Annotated in this window: 22 protein-coding genes; 13 read left to right on the top strand and 9 right to left on the bottom strand. The window is 59.2% G+C overall.

All coding sequences use genetic code 11. From position 1 onward, the window contains the following. The 4 genes from GC177_04460 to GC177_04475 form a co-directional block, all read right to left on the bottom strand. On the bottom strand, positions 1–920 hold a 920-nt coding region (locus GC177_04460), incomplete at its 3' end, for a hypothetical protein (protein MBI1275205.1). Between the two features lie 92 nt (positions 921–1,012). Continuing rightward, positions 1,013–2,419 (bottom strand): hypothetical protein, encoded by a 1,407-nt coding sequence (locus GC177_04465; protein ID MBI1275206.1) that lies wholly within the window; start codon positions 2,417–2,419, stop codon positions 1,013–1,015. Next, the gene (locus tag GC177_04470) at positions 2,419–3,456 is read right to left on the bottom strand and encodes a hypothetical protein (GenBank protein MBI1275207.1); all 1,038 of its coding nucleotides are present in this window, start codon (positions 3,454–3,456) and stop codon (positions 2,419–2,421) included. Before GC177_04470 ends, GC177_04465 begins: the two co-directional genes overlap by 1 nt. A 27-nt stretch (positions 3,457–3,483) precedes the next feature. Then, positions 3,484–4,227 (bottom strand): hypothetical protein, encoded by a 744-nt coding sequence (locus tag GC177_04475; protein MBI1275208.1) that lies wholly within the window; start codon positions 4,225–4,227, stop codon positions 3,484–3,486. A gap of 123 nt (positions 4,228–4,350) precedes the next feature. Here GC177_04475 and GC177_04480 point away from each other — a divergent pair, with 123 nt between their 5' ends. Together GC177_04480 and GC177_04485 are read left to right on the top strand one after the other, a co-directional pair. After that, positions 4,351–5,490 (top strand): hypothetical protein, encoded by a 1,140-nt coding sequence (locus GC177_04480; GenBank protein ID MBI1275209.1) that lies wholly within the window; start codon positions 4,351–4,353, stop codon positions 5,488–5,490. Positions 5,491–5,501: 11 nt separating this feature from the next. After that, positions 5,502–5,804, top strand: a complete 303-nt coding sequence (locus GC177_04485; protein ID MBI1275210.1) for an STAS domain-containing protein — start codon at positions 5,502–5,504, stop codon at positions 5,802–5,804. A gap of 96 nt (positions 5,805–5,900) precedes the next feature. Here the strand turns inward: GC177_04485 and flgH are convergent, their stop codons facing one another. The 4 genes from flgH to flgF are packed head-to-tail and all read right to left on the bottom strand — an operon-like array spanning position 5,901 to position 9,002. Beyond that, the gene (flgH, locus tag GC177_04490; protein ID MBI1275211.1) at positions 5,901–6,659 is read right to left on the bottom strand and encodes a flagellar basal body L-ring protein FlgH; all 759 of its coding nucleotides are present in this window, start codon (positions 6,657–6,659) and stop codon (positions 5,901–5,903) included. Then, on the bottom strand, positions 6,646–7,437 hold the full coding sequence (gene flgA / locus GC177_04495; GenBank protein ID MBI1275212.1) for a flagellar basal body P-ring formation protein FlgA: 792 nt from the start codon (positions 7,435–7,437) through the stop codon (positions 6,646–6,648). Before flgA ends, flgH begins: the two co-directional genes overlap by 14 nt. Before the next feature lie 27 nt (positions 7,438–7,464). After that, complete coding sequence (flgG, locus tag GC177_04500; protein MBI1275213.1) at positions 7,465–8,253, bottom strand: flagellar basal-body rod protein FlgG; 789 nt, start codon at positions 8,251–8,253, stop codon at positions 7,465–7,467. 17 nt (positions 8,254–8,270) lie between these two features. After that, complete coding sequence (gene flgF / locus GC177_04505; protein ID MBI1275214.1) at positions 8,271–9,002, bottom strand: flagellar basal-body rod protein FlgF; 732 nt, start codon at positions 9,000–9,002, stop codon at positions 8,271–8,273. Positions 9,003–9,161: 159 nt separating this feature from the next. On the opposite strand from flgF, the gene GC177_04510 reads away from it, so the two are divergent. The 11 genes from GC177_04510 to GC177_04560 all read left to right on the top strand — a co-directional run bounded on the left by GC177_04510 (position 9,162) and on the right by GC177_04560 (position 20,020). Continuing rightward, positions 9,162–9,845 carry a flagellar basal body protein FliL gene (locus GC177_04510; protein ID MBI1275215.1) on the top strand — a complete coding sequence of 228 codons (684 nt, stop codon included), beginning with the start codon at positions 9,162–9,164 and terminating at the stop codon, positions 9,843–9,845. A gap of 104 nt (positions 9,846–9,949) precedes the next feature. After that, positions 9,950–11,038, top strand: a complete 1,089-nt coding sequence (gene fliM, locus GC177_04515) for a flagellar motor switch protein FliM (protein MBI1275216.1) — start codon at positions 9,950–9,952, stop codon at positions 11,036–11,038. Then, positions 11,035–11,568 carry a hypothetical protein gene (locus tag GC177_04520; protein MBI1275217.1) on the top strand — a complete coding sequence of 178 codons (534 nt, stop codon included), beginning with the start codon at positions 11,035–11,037 and terminating at the stop codon, positions 11,566–11,568. The genes fliM and GC177_04520 overlap by 4 nt, the downstream gene beginning before the upstream one ends. Before the next feature lie 9 nt (positions 11,569–11,577). Beyond that, on the top strand, positions 11,578–12,387 hold the full coding sequence (locus GC177_04525; GenBank protein MBI1275218.1) for a hypothetical protein: 810 nt from the start codon (positions 11,578–11,580) through the stop codon (positions 12,385–12,387). A gap of 182 nt (positions 12,388–12,569) precedes the next feature. Then, positions 12,570–12,938 carry a response regulator gene (locus GC177_04530; protein MBI1275219.1) on the top strand — a complete coding sequence of 123 codons (369 nt, stop codon included), beginning with the start codon at positions 12,570–12,572 and terminating at the stop codon, positions 12,936–12,938. 41 nt (positions 12,939–12,979) lie between these two features. After that, complete coding sequence (locus GC177_04535) at positions 12,980–13,522, top strand: hypothetical protein (protein MBI1275220.1); 543 nt, start codon at positions 12,980–12,982, stop codon at positions 13,520–13,522. Between the two features lie 2 nt (positions 13,523–13,524). After that, on the top strand, positions 13,525–14,160 hold the full coding sequence (locus GC177_04540; GenBank protein MBI1275221.1) for a hypothetical protein: 636 nt from the start codon (positions 13,525–13,527) through the stop codon (positions 14,158–14,160). After that, positions 14,132–14,818 carry an OmpA family protein gene (locus tag GC177_04545; GenBank protein MBI1275222.1) on the top strand — a complete coding sequence of 229 codons (687 nt, stop codon included), beginning with the start codon at positions 14,132–14,134 and terminating at the stop codon, positions 14,816–14,818. Before GC177_04540 ends, GC177_04545 begins: the two co-directional genes overlap by 29 nt. Positions 14,819–14,855: 37 nt before the next feature. After that, positions 14,856–18,596 carry a hypothetical protein gene (locus GC177_04550; protein ID MBI1275223.1) on the top strand — a complete coding sequence of 1,247 codons (3,741 nt, stop codon included), beginning with the start codon at positions 14,856–14,858 and terminating at the stop codon, positions 18,594–18,596. Between the two features lie 196 nt (positions 18,597–18,792). Beyond that, positions 18,793–19,563, top strand: coding sequence for a hypothetical protein (locus GC177_04555; GenBank protein MBI1275224.1), 771 nt, complete (start codon positions 18,793–18,795; stop codon positions 19,561–19,563). After that, entirely contained in the window at positions 19,541–20,020 is a 480-nt protein-coding gene (locus GC177_04560; GenBank protein ID MBI1275225.1) for a methylated-DNA--[protein]-cysteine S-methyltransferase, read from the top strand. The genes GC177_04555 and GC177_04560 overlap by 23 nt, the downstream gene beginning before the upstream one ends. 2 nt (positions 20,021–20,022) lie before the next feature. Here the strand turns inward: GC177_04560 and GC177_04565 are convergent, their stop codons facing one another. Next, positions 20,023–20,295 carry a BolA/IbaG family iron-sulfur metabolism protein gene (locus tag GC177_04565; protein MBI1275226.1) on the bottom strand — a complete coding sequence of 91 codons (273 nt, stop codon included), beginning with the start codon at positions 20,293–20,295 and terminating at the stop codon, positions 20,023–20,025. Positions 20,296–20,320: the final 25 nt, after the last annotated feature.

A 20,320-nucleotide genomic window follows, 5' to 3' on the forward strand; every position in this document is an offset into this window, starting at 1 on the left:
AAGCTCTTGGCGTCGTTGAAGGTCTCGCCGGTGTTGATGGCCAGACGGTTGATGCCCTTGAGGCCGCCTTCGGCAATGTTGCGAAGGCTGGTGTTCTCACCCAGCACCTTGTTGAGCGTGGCAAGGCCATAGGCCAGAACCGTTGCGCCCTGAAGCACGCGCGTGCCGAGATTGACGAGGTTGCCGATAGCGCCGGTCTTTTCCTTGTCTTTCACAACGAGGTCGATCACCGGTTCGGCGAAGCGGTTGGCCACTTCGAGTATGCCGACGCCAGCGGCCAGGCTTACGCCGCCACCAACGAATTTACCGAAGGCGTTCATCTGTTCTCTGGCCATTTGCTCGGCTTTGACGGAGCTGTCGGCCAACGTCTGGTTAGCGGCCTGGCGGCGCTCGGTGCGGGCAGCATGGGCAATCTGGGCGTCTTCAGCGTTCAGCGCGGCCCACATGGCGTTGCCGATGGCATCCACCCAGCCGGTGCGCTGCTTCACCTGTGCCGGAACGGGCAGAAAATCCTGTTCGGCAGCCAGATTGACGTGGCGGGCTTCCAGCGTCTGGCGGTTGTTCTTCCACGCGCTCAGCAGCGGGTGCTGGGACGGGTGGGCCGTGTAATCCGTGGAGGGATTAACCTCGCCACCGGCCAGAATGCGAACATCCTTGCTATCGACAGCCGGGGTGTTCACCTGGGTCAGGTTGAAGGGGGCGCCATCCGGATGGGTCTGGTACTGGTACCATTCATAGCCCTGCTGGCCGGGGGTCTGCACGCGAATGAACTCAACCGTGTCGAGGCCGCTTTTCACACCTGGAATATTGCCTGCCAGGGCGCGGGCGCGCTCGATAGGGCCTAGCTTTTTGCCTTCGAGGACATGGGCCGGGACGGACACCACTTCCATGTAAAAGCGCTTATTGAGATCCACTGGCATAGACTTACCTGCTGTAGGGTCTTTTGGTATTTCACACCCCGAGGATACTAAAACAATGTGACAGATTCATTAAACATCTGGCAATGGGGCGATTATTCCACCTCGGCGGTCAGCATGGGCAGCGGCACGTGCAGCACGTGGCTTTCCGGCTCATCCTGCATCAGCGTGCGCTGGGTCAGGTCATGCAGGCCATAGCGGATGGTGCCAATCTCCAGGCATCCCTGGCACAGCGCCTCCCACTCCCGGTGGGGGGTGCCGCAATGGGCGCAATGCCAGCCGGCCCTTTGCACGGGGTTGAGCATGTCGACATGAAGCTGGGAGACGGTCTCCCGCCATCCGGGCGGCTTCATGTTTTCCACCACGTCGGCCCACAGGGACAGCACATCGGGGCATGGGGCCTTGGGGGCCATGTTCTGCAGAATATTGGCGGCTTCGGCCAGTTTGCCGTTCTCGGCCAGGTATTCGGCGCGGAGAAACTGGGTTTCCCAGGCCTGTTCATTGCTGTCGGCCAGCATATCCAGCGTTTTGGGCCAGATTTTGGGCTGTTCTTCGGTTTCCTGACGGAAATGGGCGCCCATTTCCAGCACGGGCCCGGTCTGCCATTGTTTCAATAGAAATCGGCGGGCGGTGGATACCCCGTCCTTCGCCAGAATCGCTTTAAAGGCAATCAGCGCGGCGCCCTGGAAGCCGGGTTTGTATTTCAATGCCTGCTTGGCTTCGTCCAGCGCATAATTATACTGGCTGCGGCCCAGATAGATGCGGGCAAGCGCCGTGTGGATGGCGGCGGCCCAGCGGCTTAGCTCATCTTGCGGAAGGATTTCGTAACGGGCGGCCTGTTTCCAGGATTTCAGCGCCTCCTCCCAATGGCCGAGGCGGATAAGCGCCATGATCTCCGCCCGGCGCGGCAGGCTGGAGGCGGCGTCATCCTTCAGGGCAAGCTGGGATTGCTCGAGCAGGGCGTCGGCCTGAAGCAGGCCTTCGCTTTTCAGCATGCGCTTGATGCGCGCGCCCAGCAGCCCGCGATGGCCGAGATGGCGGGTGCTCTCCTCGTTGGCCAGGCTGCGGTAGAAGCCGTCCGCCTCTGCCTGGTCTCCCTTGCAGGTGGCAAGCCATGCCTGGCTCATCCAGAGCATCGGGCGCAGCGGGTGTTCATGCTCGCCCAGCAGGGAAGCCGCCTTGCGGATGCGTTTGCCCGCGAGCGCCAGATCGTCAGCCGCCATGGCGTCCAGCCCGCCGATAAGCGCCTGTATGGCGTCACTTTCCTTGCCGTGCTTGCGCCAGTTCTGCATGCGCGAGGGCAAGGCGCCCACCCAGCGCACGGCCCTGTCCAGCCAGATCACCAAATGGAAGGCCAGCATCAACAGCACCAGGCAGAAGGCCACCGACAGCTGCACTTCATAGCCGAGCCATTGAATGCGCAGGCTGCCTGGAACCCAGATGGCCGCCGCGATGATGGCCGCCCACAGCACAACCCCTACAATGCGTTTCAGACGGCCCATTATGATTTTACTCCGGCGATGGCATCGCTTTGCAGCATATCCATCAATTGCTGAAGGTTGGTGTTGGCCGTCAGCCAGCTGTTCATGGATTCATGCCACTGCATGTAGCGCTGCACGGCGCCCGCATCGTTGTTGCGCACATGGATGTAAGCGCCGATGCGATCGGAAGCGTTTTTGATGGCGGCCATGTCACCCATGCGCAGGGCTTCGCTCATGGCGTCCACTGCGGCATCGGGCGTGTTGCCCGCGTCGGCCACGCGCCGCCAGGAAAGCATACGCACAGCAATATGGCGCAACGGCGCAAGCCAGTAAGGCGTATCTTCACGGATGCGAAGGGCCGATGCCAGCGGTGTGGCGAACACGCTGAATTCCCGCTGAAGCTCAATGAATTTGGGAATGCCGGTTCCGGCCTGCGGTTCAAGCGCCTCAATCACCGAAACAAGTGGGTGATCCTTGGGCAGACTGCGCTTCATGTTCCACAGGGGTTCATAATAGGGCTGACCGTTCAGCAATGCGCGCTGCAGCGACACCATCGACTGCCAGCTGGAAGCACTCAGGCCTTCATCTCTCCCGGACTGTGACGGCGCATCGGCTGGCGCGGCAACGGGAAGCGCGGGGCCTTGCATCTGCTGCTCCGGCGGGGTGGCCTCCTCGGCGGCGATTTGCGGCACGGGTTGCAGCGGGGGTGATATTTCCAGACGATTGTGCTCAGGCGGGAGAGTCACCTCGGCCGTGGCAAGTGGCGGAGATGCGGCTTCGGCCATGGACGCAGGGGCAGCGGCGACACGTGTGGGCGTGGTATCATGCAATTTGAAGGCCTGTTGCAGGTTGAGGCGAATATTGTTCCAGTCAAAACCATGCCAGCCCGCCTCACGCCCATAGAGGCCGCCGACCAGGACGGCGGCGAAGATAAAGGCAAACAAGCAGGCATCCCATAGGGAAGCGGTCTTTTTCGGTTTTGGCGGCGTGGAGGCCTCCTCCATGACGGGCGCGGCCACGGGGGGTGTTTCCTCGTTGTGAATCGGCGTTTCGCTCACCCAAGCCTTCCCTGTTCAATGGCCCTTTTAATGCGAGCCTGTTTTCAGTGTTACACGTTGTTGCCAGCTTTTTGCCAGCCATGCATCGAACGCGTCTTCGCCAGTGCCTCTACCATCGTGATGGAAGGCCTCCATGTCAAGCCGTTCGCGCAAGCAGGCGGCAATATCGGCATTGCGGCAAAACCCTGCCTTGCCCGTGGCCGACAGGCCGGAAGCCCGCACCAGATCGGCAAGCGCCCGGGCCGTGCGAAGCGAGCCCACCACGATGCCGTCAATTTTCAGCCAGTTTTTGCGTATATCATCCGGCAGGGCATCGGCCGTCTCCGTGCGGTAGCAGACGAAGGGTTTGATGCTCGCGCCCGACCATGCTTCCAGCTGGGCGATATCGAAGGCTGTCTGCTCCGCCGACAGATAATAACAGGCCGGGATGCGCCGCTCCTTTATATAATCGGCAACGGCGCGCATGCCCTCCCCCATGTTCATGGCCGCGGCGGCATTCGCGGCGGCTATGCCCAGATCAGCGGCGCACCGCGCGGTGGCCTGCCCGGTCACGATGAGCTGCGGATGCCGCTGGCGCATTATATCCGCTAAAAGTAGCATCGCCGTCTGGCTGCTGATGATGGCCGGCAGAGGGGTTTTTGTATAATGCGCAACAAAATCGCCGATCGACTGCGTCAACGGCACCACCTGCATGACGGGCGCATGCAGCACCCCCGGCACCGGCGCGCCGTGAAGCCGCGTATCCCATAAGATTGATGCTGTTTCCTGCATGATGGCATTACCTGGTGAAAACAGATTCGTAAAAACGGCGAGACAAATGCGAGAAGATGGTTATAACTAGATTATGTAGCCGCTGATGACAGGGACAACAAGCTACAGTTTATATGACGTTATATGACGCCGCTGACGAGGATGCTTATGGACCACGACACTGTTCGTTCTCAATCCGATATTGTTGCGGACCATTCAGGCGAGAGCGAAGCAGAGAAGCTGGTCGGCAGTTTTCAGAAGACCATCGCCATGCTGCCGGTGCTGCTGGCCGTCATGGATCTTCTTAAGGAGGAAATCCCCTCCATCGCCACGCAGGATGAACAGACCGCCAGCCTGGACAGCCAGTTCAAACGCATCACCGAGGATACGCGCGAATATCGCGAGAGGCTTCAGTTGCTCACGCAAAAAGCCGGCACGCTTGAGCTTGACGGGCGCACCATTTCGCTGGAGGAGTTCGGCCGCCTGTTCAACCGCAGCCTGAATGACTCGGTCGACAAGATCGTCAATATTTCCAAAATGGCGATGAAAATGGTCTTTACCATGCAGGATGCGATCAGCAACCTCGCGGGTACGCATGAGCTGATCGCCAATATCCAGAAAATCACCCGTCAGACGCGTCTGCTGGCGCTGAACGCCAATATAGAGGCGGAACGCGCAGGCGTGGCGGGCAAGAGCTTTGCCGTGGTGGCCGAGGAAGTAAAGGCCGTGGCGCTGGATATCGCAAAGCTCTCCACCAACATGCAGCAGAAAATCGGCAGGGTGCATGAAAGCGTGACCAACGGGTTCGCCCTGCTGCAAACGGTTGCCACCACCGATCTCTCGGAGAATGTGACCTCCAAAAATCAGCTCGACCAGTTGCTGGAATCCATGGTGGAGCGCAACGAAACCCTGCGCGACATGCTGGAAACCATGAACGCCCAATCCGCCGGACTCATGAAATCGATGGAGGCGGTTACCATTACGCCGGATAATGACCAGCACCGCCAGCGCACGCTGGAACAATGCATGCGCGCCATCGGCCATGTTTCCGCCTGCTTTCAGAACGTGATGCGCCATGCGCCGGAGCGCTTCAGCCAGAGCCTTTCCACCCGTAACGTCAGCATGGAATATGCCGAAAGCCTGATGGACGGGTTGCGTACCGGCAATGTGAAGCAGCAGATGGCCAGCCATCTTGCCTCGCGCGGGCTGGATATACCTTCCACCTACTCCTCCGTCCCGCTGGAGCTGGACAAGGAAATCGCCAATGAAGATATTGCGGCATAGATAGGTAGCTTATGGATATTACGCAGGAACTCACCCAGCAGGCAGCCACTTTCGTTTTCAAGGGCGCCTTCACCTTTTCCGATCACGAAGATATCAAGGGCGTGCTGGATGCATGCCAGCCGCCGGTTGAGCAGGTCACGCTGGATTTTCGCGCGGTGAATTTTGTGGATTCCGCCGCCCTTGGCATGCTGCTGCTGGTGAAGGACGAGGCCGAGAAACATAGCATCAAACTCAGCATCCGCGGCGCACAGGAACAGCCGATGCAGATGTTTCAGATTTCACGCTTCAACGAATTGTTCGACCTGGTCGCCTGATTTATTCAGGCTCATAACAACCACACCCCGGCAATCATTGCCGGGGTGTGTTCGTCTTGTAGATAGGCCTGCCCCACAAGGGGCAGGCCGTTTTGCTTAGAAGGGCGAGAGGATATCGATCAGTTGCTGGCCGTAGCGCGGCTGCTGGATATCGCTGAGGGTGCCCTTGCCGCCATAATTGATGCGGGCCTCGGCGATTTTGGAGCTGTCGACCTTGTTGTCGCTGCTGATGTCCTCCGGACGGACGACACCGTCTACGCCCATTTCACGCATCTCGTAATTGATACGGATTTGCTGGCGGCCGGAAATCACGAGGTTTCCATTCGGCAATACCTGGGTGACGGTGGCGGCAAGCGCGGTTTCGATCTGTTCGCGGCGATCGATGGTGCCATCGCCCTTTGAATTGTGGTTGGAGTTCATGTTGAGCAGGGCCGAGGGGACGGCCTGGCTGGAAACGGCTCCGGCGATGTTGTCCTCCAGGCCGAAGATATTGCCTGCACTCAAGGAATCGTCGCCGGTGCGTTTGGCCTCGGTGGTGTTATTGACCCGCGCCAGATCATTGATCTTGACCATCACGGTCAGCACGTCACCCACATTGCGGGCGCGCTGATCGCGGAAGAAGGCCTTGGAGCCCGGCTGCCAGAGCGAATTGGCGCCGCGCGGCGTATCGGCCTTGGGCTGGGGCGACGGCCAGGAAACCGGCTGATAGCCCGGCTGCATGGTGGGATTTTCGATTTTGGCCATCGGCGGTTCGCGCCCCATGGTCTCCAGACGGTCCAGCGTGTTTCCGCATGCGCTCAGGGCGAGGCAGCCGCTCAGGATGAGCAGTGTTTTCGTTTGTTTAGCGTATTGCATGGTTCCCTCCAGCCGCATTGGTTGCGGCATTGTTATCGGTCATCTTGACCGGTTCTCTGCTACGCACGCTCACTGTGCCGGGGGCCGTGATGGTGCCGTAAATGGTGGTGTTGCTGTCGGCATTGCGGATGCCGATGCGGTCGCCCACGGCGCCATCCTGGGTGGCGGTGCCGTTGGCGGTGATGTGCAGCATTTTGCTTTCGTAAATCATGGTGACGGGATCGTTCTTGCGCACGATCAGCGGCATCATCACATCGTCATTGGAGATGGGTCGGCCTTCGGGGATGCTGCGCTTCGGCGCCTTGCCGACCACATCCTCCATGCTGGTGAGCGTTTCACGCAGCAGGCGGCGCTTGGGGAAGCTCGCCCAGGTGAGATCCTCTATCTTCACCGGCTCCTTGCCGACGATGCGTCGCTTGGCCACGGGCAGTTCCACCATCTCATCAAAACGGCCATTGACCACGAAGGGCTTGCCCACCACCGGGCCGTCCGGATTGGCGGCTTCCTTCAGTTCGGCCGTCACGCTGAAAATACCGCGGTCGACCTCCAGCTTGTCCACATGCAGGCTGACGGTCAGCGGTTTTTCATGGTGGTAGAGAACCTGCGGGTAATCCCCCATCAGGGAGACGCTTACGTCGCCCAGTTTCTCATTCTGCTCAAGCTGGGTTTGAATGGCGCCGGTCAGCTGTTTGGCGGTGAAATCATCCGCCGCAGCCAGGCCAGGCATCATCAGGGCGGTGGTCCCTGCCAGCAATGTCATGACGGTGCGTGTTAACATGGCGTTATTCCCTCAGATCATTTTCGTTTATCGTTTGGCGTTGGTGGCTGCCTGCATCATCTCGTCGCCGGTGGAAATGACCTTGGCGTTCATTTCATACGCGCGCTGCGCAGTGATGAGGCCGGTGATCTCGTCAATGGAATTGACGTTGGCGGTTTCCAGCGAACCCTGGAAGATTTCGCCGAAATTATCCTCGCCCGGCAGGCCGAGCAGCGGCTGGCCGGAGGCGGCGGTTTCTGTGTAGAGGTTGCTGCCCTGCGCCTGAAGGCCGGCTTCGTTGATGAAGTTGGCGATCTCGAGCTGGCCGATCAATTGCGGGGCCGGCTGGTTGGCGAAGGTCACCTGAATTTCGCCGCTGCGGTTGACGCTGATATCCAGCGCATCCTCGGGGATTACGAAACCCGGCACCAGGCGGTAGCCGTCGGAGGTGACGATCTCACCTTCGGGGCTTAGTTTAAATGTACCGTCGCGGGTGTAGGCAATGTCGCCGCTCGGAAGCTCGATCTGGAAATAGCCCTTGCCGTTGATGGCCATATCCAGCGGGTTTTCCGTGCGCTTCAGGGTGCCCTGCTCGCTGATGCGGTTGATGGAGGCCAGGCGCGTACCCAGCCCCAGCTGAATGCCGGTGGGCACGATCGTGCCCGCGTCGGAGGAGTTGGTGCCCACGCGCTTGTAGTTCTGATAAATCAGATCCTGAAATTCAGGGGTCATCCGCTTGTAGGCGGTGGTGGTCATGTTGGCCAGGTTCTGGGATGTAACCTCGATGTTACGCTCCTGGGCCAGCATCCCGGTGGTGGCGATGTTTAATGCACGCATGGTTTATCCCCTTCGCATTACATGTTGGTTTTGGCCCATGCCGTCAGCGCGCGGCGCTGCATGTCATAGGCCGTATCGATGAAATTGCTTGTGCCCGACACCCGACGCTGGGTGTCGATCAGCTCGGTGAGTTCGACCACCGGCTTGACGTTGGAACCTTCCAGAAAGCCCTGGGCCACTTTGTAGTCTTCTTCCGGCGCGGGCTGGAGACCGGCGCCGTTGTCGGCGTATAGCGTGTTGCCTTCCCGCACGAGTTTCTGATCGTTCTGAAAGCTGACCATATCGAGCCGGGCGATCTCCTCGCCATCCACCAGCATCATGCCGTTGGCGCCGAAGCTGATCTCTCGCGCCGTGTCGGGGATGGTGATGGTGCCGCCGCCGACAGCGGAAACGGGAAGCCCGTCGGCATTGACCAGCAGGCCGTTGGGATCGATCTTGAAATTGCCGGTGCGGGTGTAACGCGTGCCGTTGGGCGATTGCACTGCGAAATAGGCTTTGCCGTCGATGGCCAGGTCAAGCGCGTTGCCGGTCTGTTGCATGGGGCCGTTTTCTATATCGCGATACTGGCGCAAATCCTGCGCGAAGGAGATTTTCTGACGGTTGCCGTTATTCACGGTCCAGTCCGTCATCATCATCACGTTTTCCTTAAAGCCCGGCGTGTTGACGTTGGCCATATTGTTGGCGTGCACATCCAGCTTGCGGAACTGCACCATCTGTTTCGATAGGGCGATGTATATGGCATTATCCATGGCCGTACTCCTTGCATTCGCACCCTATATGCAGGAAGCGTGCCAAGTTTTGTTTCGGGCATTTATGTGATGTGTAAAAACCGCCCGGCGCCGTATATGTAGTGTTGAGATGCCGTGATATTTCCTGTATATAGTGGATGAATGCATATTGAGGCGATTATGTCCGCAAAAGAGACGAAGCAGGAAGAACCTGAAGATAAAGACGGAGCCGCCGCTGAAGGTGGCGAAGGCGAGGAAAAGCCAAAGAGTAAAAAGAAAATGATTATCGCCATTGTGGCGGTGATTCTTTTCGCGGGGCTTGGCGTGGGCGCCTATCTGATGGGCATGTTCGGCGGCGGGGGTGAAGAGAAACCCGCCGGTGAAGAACAAACCGCCGAGGAAGGTGGGCATGGCGAAGAGCATGCCGAAGAGAAAAAAGAGGAAGGCCACGGCGAAGAGGCCGAAGGTGGTGAACATGGCGAAGGCGGTGAAGGCCATGAGAAAGCAAAAAGTGGCGGGCATGGCGGCGAAGCGGCGGCCGACAGCAAATCCCCCGATGGCGCGATTTATCACCCCCTGCCCGATTTTCTGGTCAACCTGAACTCCCCGACCAAGCGCAGCAGCTTTTTGAAAGTGACGGTGACGCTGGTGGTGGCGGATGAAAAAAGCGTGGAGACGGTAAAGGGCTACGAACCCCGCATCATCGACAGTTTCCAGACCTACCTGCGCGAATTGCGGCCGGAGGATTTGAAAGGCTCGGGCGGCATCTTCCGCCTGCGGGAGGAGCTGCTGCTGCGCATCAACAAAATCGTGCAGCCGGCAAAGGTTAATGATATACTGTTTAAAGATATGATTGTTCAGTAGGCAGCGTGGCAGAAGAAGACGAGCAGCCAAACCCCGAAGAGAACAACCCCGCTGGCGACAGCCCTGCCGGAGAGGGGGGAGATGTTTCCGCCGAATGGGAAGCGATGCTGGCCAATGAGGCCACCGGCAATGCGCAGGAAGGCAATGGCGAGACCATCGGCGGCGATGATGTAAACGCGGCCGACTGGGGCCTGGGCGGCGAAACGGATGAAAGCGGCGCGCCCAGCCGCGTGCTGAACCAGGATGAGATCGACAGCCTGCTGGGGTTTGATACCAGCGGCGATGGCGACGGCGCCAATACCGGCATCAACGCCATTCTCGACAAGGCCCTGATGGCCTATGAACGCCTGCCGATGCTCGAGGTGGTGTTCGACCGTCTGGTGCGCATGATGTCCACCAGCCTGCGCAACTTCCTTTCGGATAACGTGGATGTCAGCATCGACTCCATGCATTCGCTGCGTTTCGGCGATTACCTCAACTCCATCCCCCTGCCCGCGCTGCTGTTTGTGTTCAAGGCGCAGGAATGGGAGAATTTCGGCCTGGTGACGGTGGACAGCGCGCTGATCTATTCCGCCGTGGACGTGCTGCTGGGCGGGCGGCGCGCCAACCGGCCGGTGCGCATCGAAGGCCGCCCCTACACGACCATTGAGCAGGAGCTGGTCAAACGCATGGTGGAAGTGGCGCTGGCGGACATGAGCGCCGCGTTCGACCCCATCAGCCCGGTGACCTTCCATGTGGACCGGCTGGAGACCAACCCGCGATTCGCCACCATCGCACGGCCCGGCAATGCCTCCATCCTCATCCGCTTGCGCGTGGATATGGAAGAGCGCGGCGGCAACCTGGAAATCCTGCTGCCCCATGCCACGCTTGAGCCCATCCGCGACCTGCTGCTGCAGATGTTCATGGGGGAAAAATTCGGCCGCGACTCCATCTGGGAAACCTACCTGAGCCAGGAAGTGCGCAACACGGAAGTGACGCTGGAAGCGGTCTTAAGCGAAAAACTGCTCAAGCTCGGCGATGTGTTCAACTTCAAGGTGGGCAGCACCATTTTGCTGGATAACGGCCCGGATGACGATATTGGCATTGTTTGTGCAGGAACAAAATTATTTACCGCTGGACTCGGCCGGGTGGAGAACACCATCGCCGTGAAAGTGAAACAGAAAATAACCCCGCAAGAAGGCGAACTCGTATGATTTTTGGCTTCTTACTTGATACGGTCATTGTCGTATTGCTGTCGGTCACCATTTATTATTGCTACCGGCTGAACGGATTTTTGAAGGTGCTGCGCGACGGGCGCGAGGACCTGGCTCAGGCTGTGCAGGAGTTCAACGAGGCCGTGATAAAAGCAGAGCAAAGCGTGGAACAGCTGCGCAACGGTAGCCAGGCGGCGGTGGACAAGCTTTCCATCAAAATTGAAAAAGCGGAATTCATGGCCGACGATCTGGCCTACCTGATCGAGAAAGCCAATAAGGTGGCCGACCATGTGAGCGGCAAGGTAAGCGGCCCCACGCCGGCTTCCCGCGCTAAGACGGAACCAACCAAACCCGAGCCCCGGGGCACCGAGCAGCCCGCCAAGGTAAACCCCAAGGCATCGGGCATTGAGACCATCGCCAAAAAGGCTGCTGCCGGCACCACCAAGCCCGTCATTGAGCCGAACGACCCGAACCGCCCGAAATCCAAGGCGGAAATGGAATTGCTCCAAGCCCTGAAATCCATCCGTTAAGGCAGCCCCATGCGTCTTTTGCCGATATTGCTGATCACGCTGTTTCTTACCCTTGGGTTTCGTATGAACCACCTGGTGGTGGAAGGGCATGACGTGATGCGCGCCATGCTGGTTTCGGAATCCTCCGCCGAGGACAAGCCCGCGGAGAAAAAAGAGGAGACCTCATCCGAACATGGCGAGGGCGACGCGAAAAAGGAAGCCAAGAAAGAAGAACCCAAGGATGACGGCATAGCCAAGCCCGGAGAAAAAGCGGCCCCCGGCCAGCCGCAGGCCGTTGCCCTGCCCGACATGAACGGCAAGGGCTGCGAATTCTCCCAGACGGAAGTGGATATTCTGCAAAGTCTCTCCAAACGCCGCGACGAGCTGGAGCAGCAGGCCAAAACCGCCGACCTGCGCGAGAATGTGCTGAAAGCGACCGAGCAATCCATCGAGAAGAAACTTGGCGAAATGCGCGACCTGAAAAAGACGATTGAGGACCTGCTGAAGCAATATGACGAGAAAGAGCAGGAAAAGGTCCGCAGCCTGGTGAAGATCTACCAGAACATGAAGCCGAAAGATGCGGCCCGCATCTTCGAACAGCTGGACATGGACGTGCTGCTGCCCGTGATCAGCAAGATGGATGAGAAGAAGGTATCGCCCATTCTGGCTTCGATGGACCCTAAAAAGGCCCAGGAAGTGACGGTGCAGCTTTCCGAACAGAAAAAGCTGCCCAAGCCGGATGACATGGATGAACCCGAGCCGCTTGCACCCAGGCCACCCCCCGCCGCAGCCACTGCGCCTGCAGCGGATGCCAAAGCGCCGCCACCGCAGCTTCCCTAACTCCCGTTAATGCCCTTTAGGTAGAAATGCGGCGTGTAAACTCCGCCGTAGGTTGCGCTGCACAAATATTTTTCCGGCTTGAAACAGAAGCGCGCTGAAATTTAAGCTTTTATTTAACAACTGGGACTACTCATGACGTGAAGAAACATTTTATATGAGGTAGTGCCGTGGTGGATAAAGCCATGAGTGTGTTGGTTGTCGACGATTATGCAACCATGGTCAAAATTATTAAAACCTTGCTGCAACAGCTGGGCTTCAACAATGTGGACGCCGCCAACAGCGGGCCGCAGGCGCTTGAGCTGATCGGCAAGAAGGAGTACGGGCTGATCATCTCGGACTGGAATATGGAACCAATGACCGGGCTGGAGCTGCTGAAAAAGCTGCGTGCCGAGGAAAAAACCTCCAAAACCCCTTTCATTATGGTTACCGCCGAAAGCAAGACGGAAAACGTGATTGAAGCAAAAAAAGCCGGGGTCTCTAATTATATTGTTAAACCTTTTAATGCTAATGTGCTGAAGGAAAAGCTGACGGCCGTTCTGGGGCCATTCTAGCAAATCCTTGAATTAAAAGGATAACAACAGGGGGCTCGTTCATGGGGTCTATTCAGAAATCCACCAAACAGGCGGTGGAGGCTGGCAATCAGTTTTTTTCCACCATTCAGGACCGGGCGCATCTGACGATGGCCGAACTGGTGAAAGTGCTGAAAAACTCTGCCAAACCCGAATTCTGCCATGATGAGAAGCATCAGAAAGAACGGCTGGTGCTGGCCGCGCAGCTGCAGGCCATCATGGACGACCTGGAACATATGGTGGAAGAGCTGAACGAGGTGCGCGATGCCAGCGCCCAGGCTACCGACGCCATTTTAGAGCTGGCCGGCAACGCCCAGCAGATTGACGGCGTGCCCGAGGCCGCCGTGGATATGATGAGCGAAATCGTTCAGCATTGCAGCTTTCAGGACATTACCGGGCAACGCCTGAAGAAGATCGAGAAATTTTTTGCCCGCATCGCCGGGCAGGATATTGAAACGTCCGATATTCGCAAGGCCGAGGATGCCAAAGGTCTGCTGGATGGACCGGCACTCTCCGGCGACGGGCTTTCGCAAAGCGATATCGACCGCCTGCTTAACGACATGTAGCCATGCGGCGCAAGGCAGATACCAGGCCCCACGCCCCCGCATCCGTTCTGTCCCTGGCCGAATTGCGCCGGCACAACCCGCAAGGGCAAGTGAATTACCAGAAAATGCTGGTGTCGCTGTTCATGCTGCTGCTTGCATTTTTCATCGCGCTCACCAGCCAATCGCTGCTTGACCAGCAGCGCGCCAAACAGGTGATGCAAAGCATGCGCGGCACCTTTTCCACCCAGGAGCAGGCCAAACAGGCCACGCTGGTGGAAGATAGCTACAGCAAAGCGCTGATTGACCGGATGGACCGCATTGAAAAGGCGATGGCGGCGCATGCGACACTCAGCTCACGCAGCATCTCGGGCGATCAGGGCCAGATGGTGTTCGATCTATCACCCGATAGCTGGTTTGACGGCAAGCCGCTGCGGCCGGATGTGCTGGAAGCGCTGAAGCAAAGCGCAACGATCGCCGGAGAAGGCAGCTACATGAAACTGCTGCTTGTCATGAGTAAAGATGAGCTTGCCGCCGGACGCCTCAGCCAATGGGCGGAAACCATGACCGGCAGCGCCGCGCTACAGGAAAGCCAGTTGCTGACAGGCATCGCCACCCAGGATAAGCCCGATCATGCGCAATTTTTCATCATTATACGCTAGCCGTCAAAAGCAGGATGGGCGCCTGCCGCTCTGGATCCTGTCGCTGGCGGATCTTTTGTCGCTGATCCTTTGTTTTTTTGTGATGTTTTATGCCATGCAGGTACCGCCGAAGCATGTGCTTGAGCAGGTACAGGAACAATTCGCTTCCAAGGAGGGCGGCACACCGAAAACGGCGCTTTCCGATGTTATCGCCACCCCGGCCGATACGCGAGGACTCAGCTATTATCAGCATATTCTGCAAAGCCAGCTCGACCAGATACCCGCCGACCATGCCACGCTGACCATGGATGGCGCGCGTATCACCATCCGCCTGGCGGGGGATGCCTATTTCACCCCCGGAAGCGCCGATATTCCACCGGCGCCAAAGCAGGAACTGGCCAATCTGGTGGCGGCGATCAGCCGTACGAATCTGCGGGTTTCCGTCATCGGGCATACGGACCCTGCACCGCTTTCCAACGCGCGGTTTTCCTCCAACTGGGCGCTTTCGCTGGCGCGGGCGCAGAGCATTGCCTCGCTGATTGAGGCAAACGGAACACCCATCTACAAGATATGGGGGGCGGCAAGCGGTAATTACGGGCAAATTTCACAAGACTTAGCGTTAGAGGCCCGTTATAGTAAGGCCCGGCGGGTTGATATTGTTTTGACGCTGCCGCAATAGGTTTATACCGCAGATTTCGGGGGTTATTGGCCGCTAGATGTCCCGCTTGCGCGCACTGGGGTGGTGCCTGCTGGTTGCCGTGTTTTGTTTCACAGCGGCATGGATTTTTGCGCCGTTCGCTCAAGCCGCCTCACCCGTTCCTGTTAAAATGAATGGTGCGTTGCTTGGCAATACCGCCCGCATCGGGTTTGACTGGAGCAAGCCGGTGCGGTTTCGCGCCAGCAGCGCCGCCAACGAGCTGACCATCGAATTCGAAGAGCCGGTGGCGGCCAATACGGCCGGGGTGTTAAGCGCGCTGCGCGATTTTGTGATCGGCGCGCAAAGCGCCGATGACGGCAAAAAAGTGACCTTCGCGCTGACAGAGCCGATGGCGGTGAAAAGCTACGCTTCGGGCACGGCCAGCGGTGTGGAACTTATGCTGCCGAAGAAACTGGTCGATAAGCACGTCACCCAGGCCGCTCCGCTGGACAAGGTTGCCGCAAAAGACACGATGCAGCCGGCCGAAACGGAGGCGATGGACATTACGCCCGCCCCCGCGCCGGAAGCGACCCCCGAAGCGCCCGTTGCACCCGCCACGGCATTGAAGACCACCCTTACCCCCGCCGAAGACGGCGCCAAACTCAGCTTCGACTGGAACCAGAAAGCCAGTTACCGCCTGTTTCAGAAAGGCAACAAGCTGACGGTGGAATTCAACCGGACCGCGCCAAAACCGGGCGTTTCCATTCCTTCCAGCCTGAAAGGCCTGGTCAAAAAAATCACGCCGCGCAGCACAAACGGCCACCTGCTTTACCAGATCGAGACCGCAGGCGTGCCGGAAAGCCAGCATGAGCGCCAGGGCAACAAGGTGGTGGTGAACCTGCGCAAGCCCGCGGAGGCGGCCCCGGTTCAAACGGCGGAAGCCGCCCCCGAGAAGACAGCGGAAAAGCCCACGCCCGCCGTGGCGGAAGCCCCCAAGGTCGCCGCCCCTGCCCCGGCGGAGAATGCCGCCCTGCCCGGTAAGCCCAGCAAGGCGTTGTACCTGACCGAAGGGGGCAGCAAAACCCCGGCAGCCACTACACCGGTGACGGCCAGCAACCTGCCGGACAACCAGCGTTACAAACCCCGCAACGCCAGCGCGCCCGCCGCCCCGCCCGCCGCGCTGGTGCCGGAAATGAAAAGCGACGGCAGCACGGACGTGATCAGCTTTCCGTGGGGTGAGCATGTGGCCATGGCGCAGTTCATCAAGGACGGCACTGGCTGGATCGTTTTCAACAAGCCGAGCCAACTGGATGTGCGCCCGTTGAAAGGCACCAAGCTGGCCCATGCCAAAGGCTTTGAGGTAATGCCCCATCCAGGCGCCACGGTCATTCAGTTTCAGCCGGTGGGCGAGATGACCCCCATGGTGAGCCGCGAGGGCGACCGCTGGACGCTGACCCTCAAGGACGGCAAGCTGGGCGGCACCCAGCCGCTGACCATTCAGGCAAAGGCCAATGAGGCGGGCGTGGGCGAGATCACCATTCCGCTGCGTGACTATGCCGCGCCGTTGCATTTCACCGATGGCTATACCGGCAACCGGCTTGCCGTGGTGCCGATCGGCAATGCGGGTTACGGCATCACCAACGGGCAGAATTTCGTGGATGCGCGTTTCGCGCCGAGCAGCCAGGGCGTGGCCGTGGATATTCTGCGCGAGGACCTGCAGCTGGAACCGCGCGAGAATATGCTGGCGCTGACCGGCCCCTACGGGTTGACACTCTCCCCCGACCTGCCGCCCCCGCCGCCGACGGTGGCGGATGATTTTCTGGAAACGGGCAAGCTCTTCCCGGCAGAACGGTGGAAAGCGCCGGAAGGCAAGAAATTCACCGACGTGCTGCAGCAGCATCTGAGCAATCTGGTGCGCGCGAGCCAGACCAATCCGAGCCCTTTCCGCCTGCGCCTGGCGCAGTTCTACCTGGCGGAATCCATGTATCCCGAAGCGCTTGGCATTCTGGACAGGCTGGTGGCGGACGACCCCGATTTTGCCAAGGCACGACGGGTTCAGGCCCTGCGTGGGGTTGCCTTGTTCGGCGAAGGGAAGAACGAAGAGGCGCGGCAGGCCTTCTCCGCGCCCGAGCTTGCCGGGCTTAAGGAAGTCAATATGTGGCAGGATCTGCTTTCCGTTGCGGGTGGAACCTACGAAGCGCCGCTGCGCCCTGATGCGAGCTGGGATCAGTATCTCTACGGTTACGACACACGCACGAACCAGAAGCTCGCCTTCGCGCTGGCCGACAAATACATGCGCGACAAGAACTATTCCAAAGCGCTGGATATGGTCGACAAGCTCAGCAAAAATCATTCCATGGAAGGGGCGGAAGCGCAGGCCCAGTTCACACTGGGCATGATCGCCGCCGCCGGGCGTAAGTTCAACGAGGCCATTACCCTGTGGCAGCCCTTGACGATGCAGATGGAAAATCCGCGCATTCGCACCATGGCCACCCTGGCGCTTACGGACCTGCAATATAACCTCGGCCTCATCAAGCGTGAGGATGCCATCAAGAAGCTGGAAGCCATCCGCCCCGTATGGCGCGATGACGAGATCGAGCAGCAGCTGCTGCGTGTGCTGGGGCAGCTTTACATTGACGACGGCAGGGTGCGTGAAGGGTTGCGCATCTGGAAGGAGCTGGTATCGAATTATCCGAACAGCCCGCTCTCGCAGGCGATCGCCGGGCGTATGGGCGATATCTTCATTCAGCAGTTCAACCGGGGCGGGGCGGATAACCTGCCGCCGCTGGAGGCACTGGCGCTTTACTATGAATTTCGCGAATTGACGCCGCTTGGAGATGAGGGCGACAAGATGATCCAGAACCTTGCGGACCGTCTGGTGCAGGTGGATTTGCTGGACCGCGCCAGCGCGCTGCTGACCCACCAGATACGTTACCGTTTGCAGGGCGAGGATCTGGCGCGCGTGGGCACGCGTCTGGCTTTTGTGCAGCTTCTCAACAACCAGCCGGAAATGGCGATTGAAACCATCCAGGCCACGCAGCAGGACAAAATGAAGGACGATATCATCGTCACGCGCCGTCATCTGCTGGCGCAAGCCTTGCTGAAAACCGGCAAACTGGACGAGGCCATGCAGCTGGTGGAAGCGGACAATACGCCCGAGGGGCAGGCCATTGCCGTCGATGTGCTATGGAAAAAGCAGGACTGGCCGCGCACCGTGCGTTACCTGAAGGATATTCTCGCACGGCCGACGGCACGGAAAAAAGGCGAGCCGGTGGATGATGCGCGCGCGCAGAACATGCTCCGTCTGGCCATCGCCCAGCAATTCATGAATGACCGCCCCGGCATCGCCGATACGCGCGCGGCCTATCAGGCCGAACTGCAAGGCAGCGAGTATGAGGATAGTTTCGACTTCCTGACGCAAAAGATGATCGACATCAACCATACGAATCTTTCGCGCATGGAGGGCATCATCTCCCGCTTCGACGGGTTCATGAAGCGCTTCCGCGAGAAAGAGAACCTGGCGCCGAAACCCGCACCGGCCAAGCAGGTTCCGCCGCCGCCGGAAGCCAAGGCGGATGAGAAGGCCGCACCCGCCGCTGCCGCGGAACCGGCCAAGGGCGAAGCGGCACCCGCACCGGCGGCAGCAGAAGCGAAACCCGCAGCGCCCACCCCCGCCGACGTTAAACCCTCCACCGATGCAGCCCCGGCCACGAATGCCGAGGCGGAACAAGCGGCCAAAGTATCGCCGCAGGCAGGCAGGGAGCTTACCAAAGAAGAGCTGGACGGGCCGGTTGAGGGCGAGGAATATCCGACAAACTAGGACGTGCGGAGATTCAGCCTTGGCCTTGCTGCAAACGCCGAGTTTCTGCGCTCCGTTGCTCACGTACATAAGTACGCTGCGCTACGGTGCTCGCAAATCGACGTTTTCGCCGGCGGCCCAGACTGAATCTACGCCTGCCCTGGCTCCATTATCACCCATGCTTGGCAAAAGGCGCGCTTGGTAGTAAAGAAGCGGCATGGAATCGTATCAAATCAGCCATTTTTATCATTTCGTGCCCTGGCCGGATTATGCCGCGCATCAGGCGGCGATGCTGGCGGAATGCCAGAAACTCGGCCTGAAGGGCAGCATCCTAATTGCCGAGGAAGGCATGAACGGCGCCCTGTGCGGCGCGCCGGAAGCGGTGGAACAGGCGATTGCCTATTTGCACAATCTGCCCGGTTTTGCAGCCATGGAAGTGCGCAGCTATGCCGTGGATGCTGTTCCGTTTCAGCGCATGAAGGTGCGGTTGAAGAAGGAGATCGTCACCATGGGCGCGGCCTATCCCAGCATGGGTGGCGATTATGCCGATGTGGACGCATGGGACGAGCTGCTGCAAAGCGGCAAGGTCCGCGTGATCGACACGCGCAACGATTATGAATTCGAGATGGGCCATTTCCAGGGCGCGCTCAACCCGAATACCAAGGATTTCGGCGAATTCCCCGCCTGGGTGGAAGAACACCTCGGCGATGACAAGGATACGCCGCTGGCCATTTACTGCACGGGCGGCATTCGCTGCGAGAAGGCGGGTAAATACCTCGCCGGGCAAGGATTCAAAAAGGTGGTGCAACTGCATGGCGGCATCATCAACTATCTTTACAAGGGCAAGAACCAGCGCGGCATGTGGGAAGGCGACTGCTTCGTCTTTGACGACCGCGTGGCGCTGGATGACGGGTTGAACGCGGTGGGCGCCATCTGCCCCGCCTGCCACGAGGCCCACCGCGCGGATGCCCCGCATGATTGCGCCTGAGCTGCTGGACGTCACCCGTTACGAAAGCCCCTTCGGGCCGCTTTGGTTGGCTGCCAATAACGACGGGCTGCATCAGGTGAGTTTCCGCTCCATGCCGGTGACGCGGGATGTCACGCCCATGCTCGCGCGCGCCGTTGCGGCGCTGGACGGCTATTTCAACGACAGGCTTTCGCTGCACGGCACCGTGCCGCTTCGTTATGACGCTTCGCCTTTCATGCTGGATGTGTGGCAACAGATGCAGCATATCCCTTTCGGCGAAGCCGTGAGCTATGGCGAGCTGGCGGCGCTGACTGGCAGGCCGCGCGCGTTTCGCGCCGCCGCCAATGCGTGCAAGCACAACCCGCTGCCGCTGTTCATTCCCTGCCATCGCGTGCTGGCCGCCAACGGCATCGGCGGGTTCAATGTGGGGTTACCCATCAAGCGATGGCTGCTGGCCCACGATGGTATCAGCTACTAGTTTTACCTACTCGTTTCATCGGGCGTGCGCGTTTTGATCTGTAACGCATGCAGGCCGGTTTCAAACTCCTGCGCCAGCAGCCCCTGTACCTTGCGGTGGCGATCCACACGGTTCATCCCGGCGAATGCATTACTTACAATGCTGATATGATAATGTGTCTCACCTTCCGGGCGCGCCCCGGCGTGACCGGCATGATTCTTAGAATCATCCCTGATTTCAAGCAGTTCCGCTTCCAGTGGAGACAGCAATTTTTTCATGCGTTCGATGCGGTTCATGATGACGTGGCCTGTAAAAGACTAT

This window comes from bacterium (assembly GCA_016124905.1).
GTDB lineage: Bacteria > Pseudomonadota > Alphaproteobacteria > Rickettsiales > RI-342 > RI-342.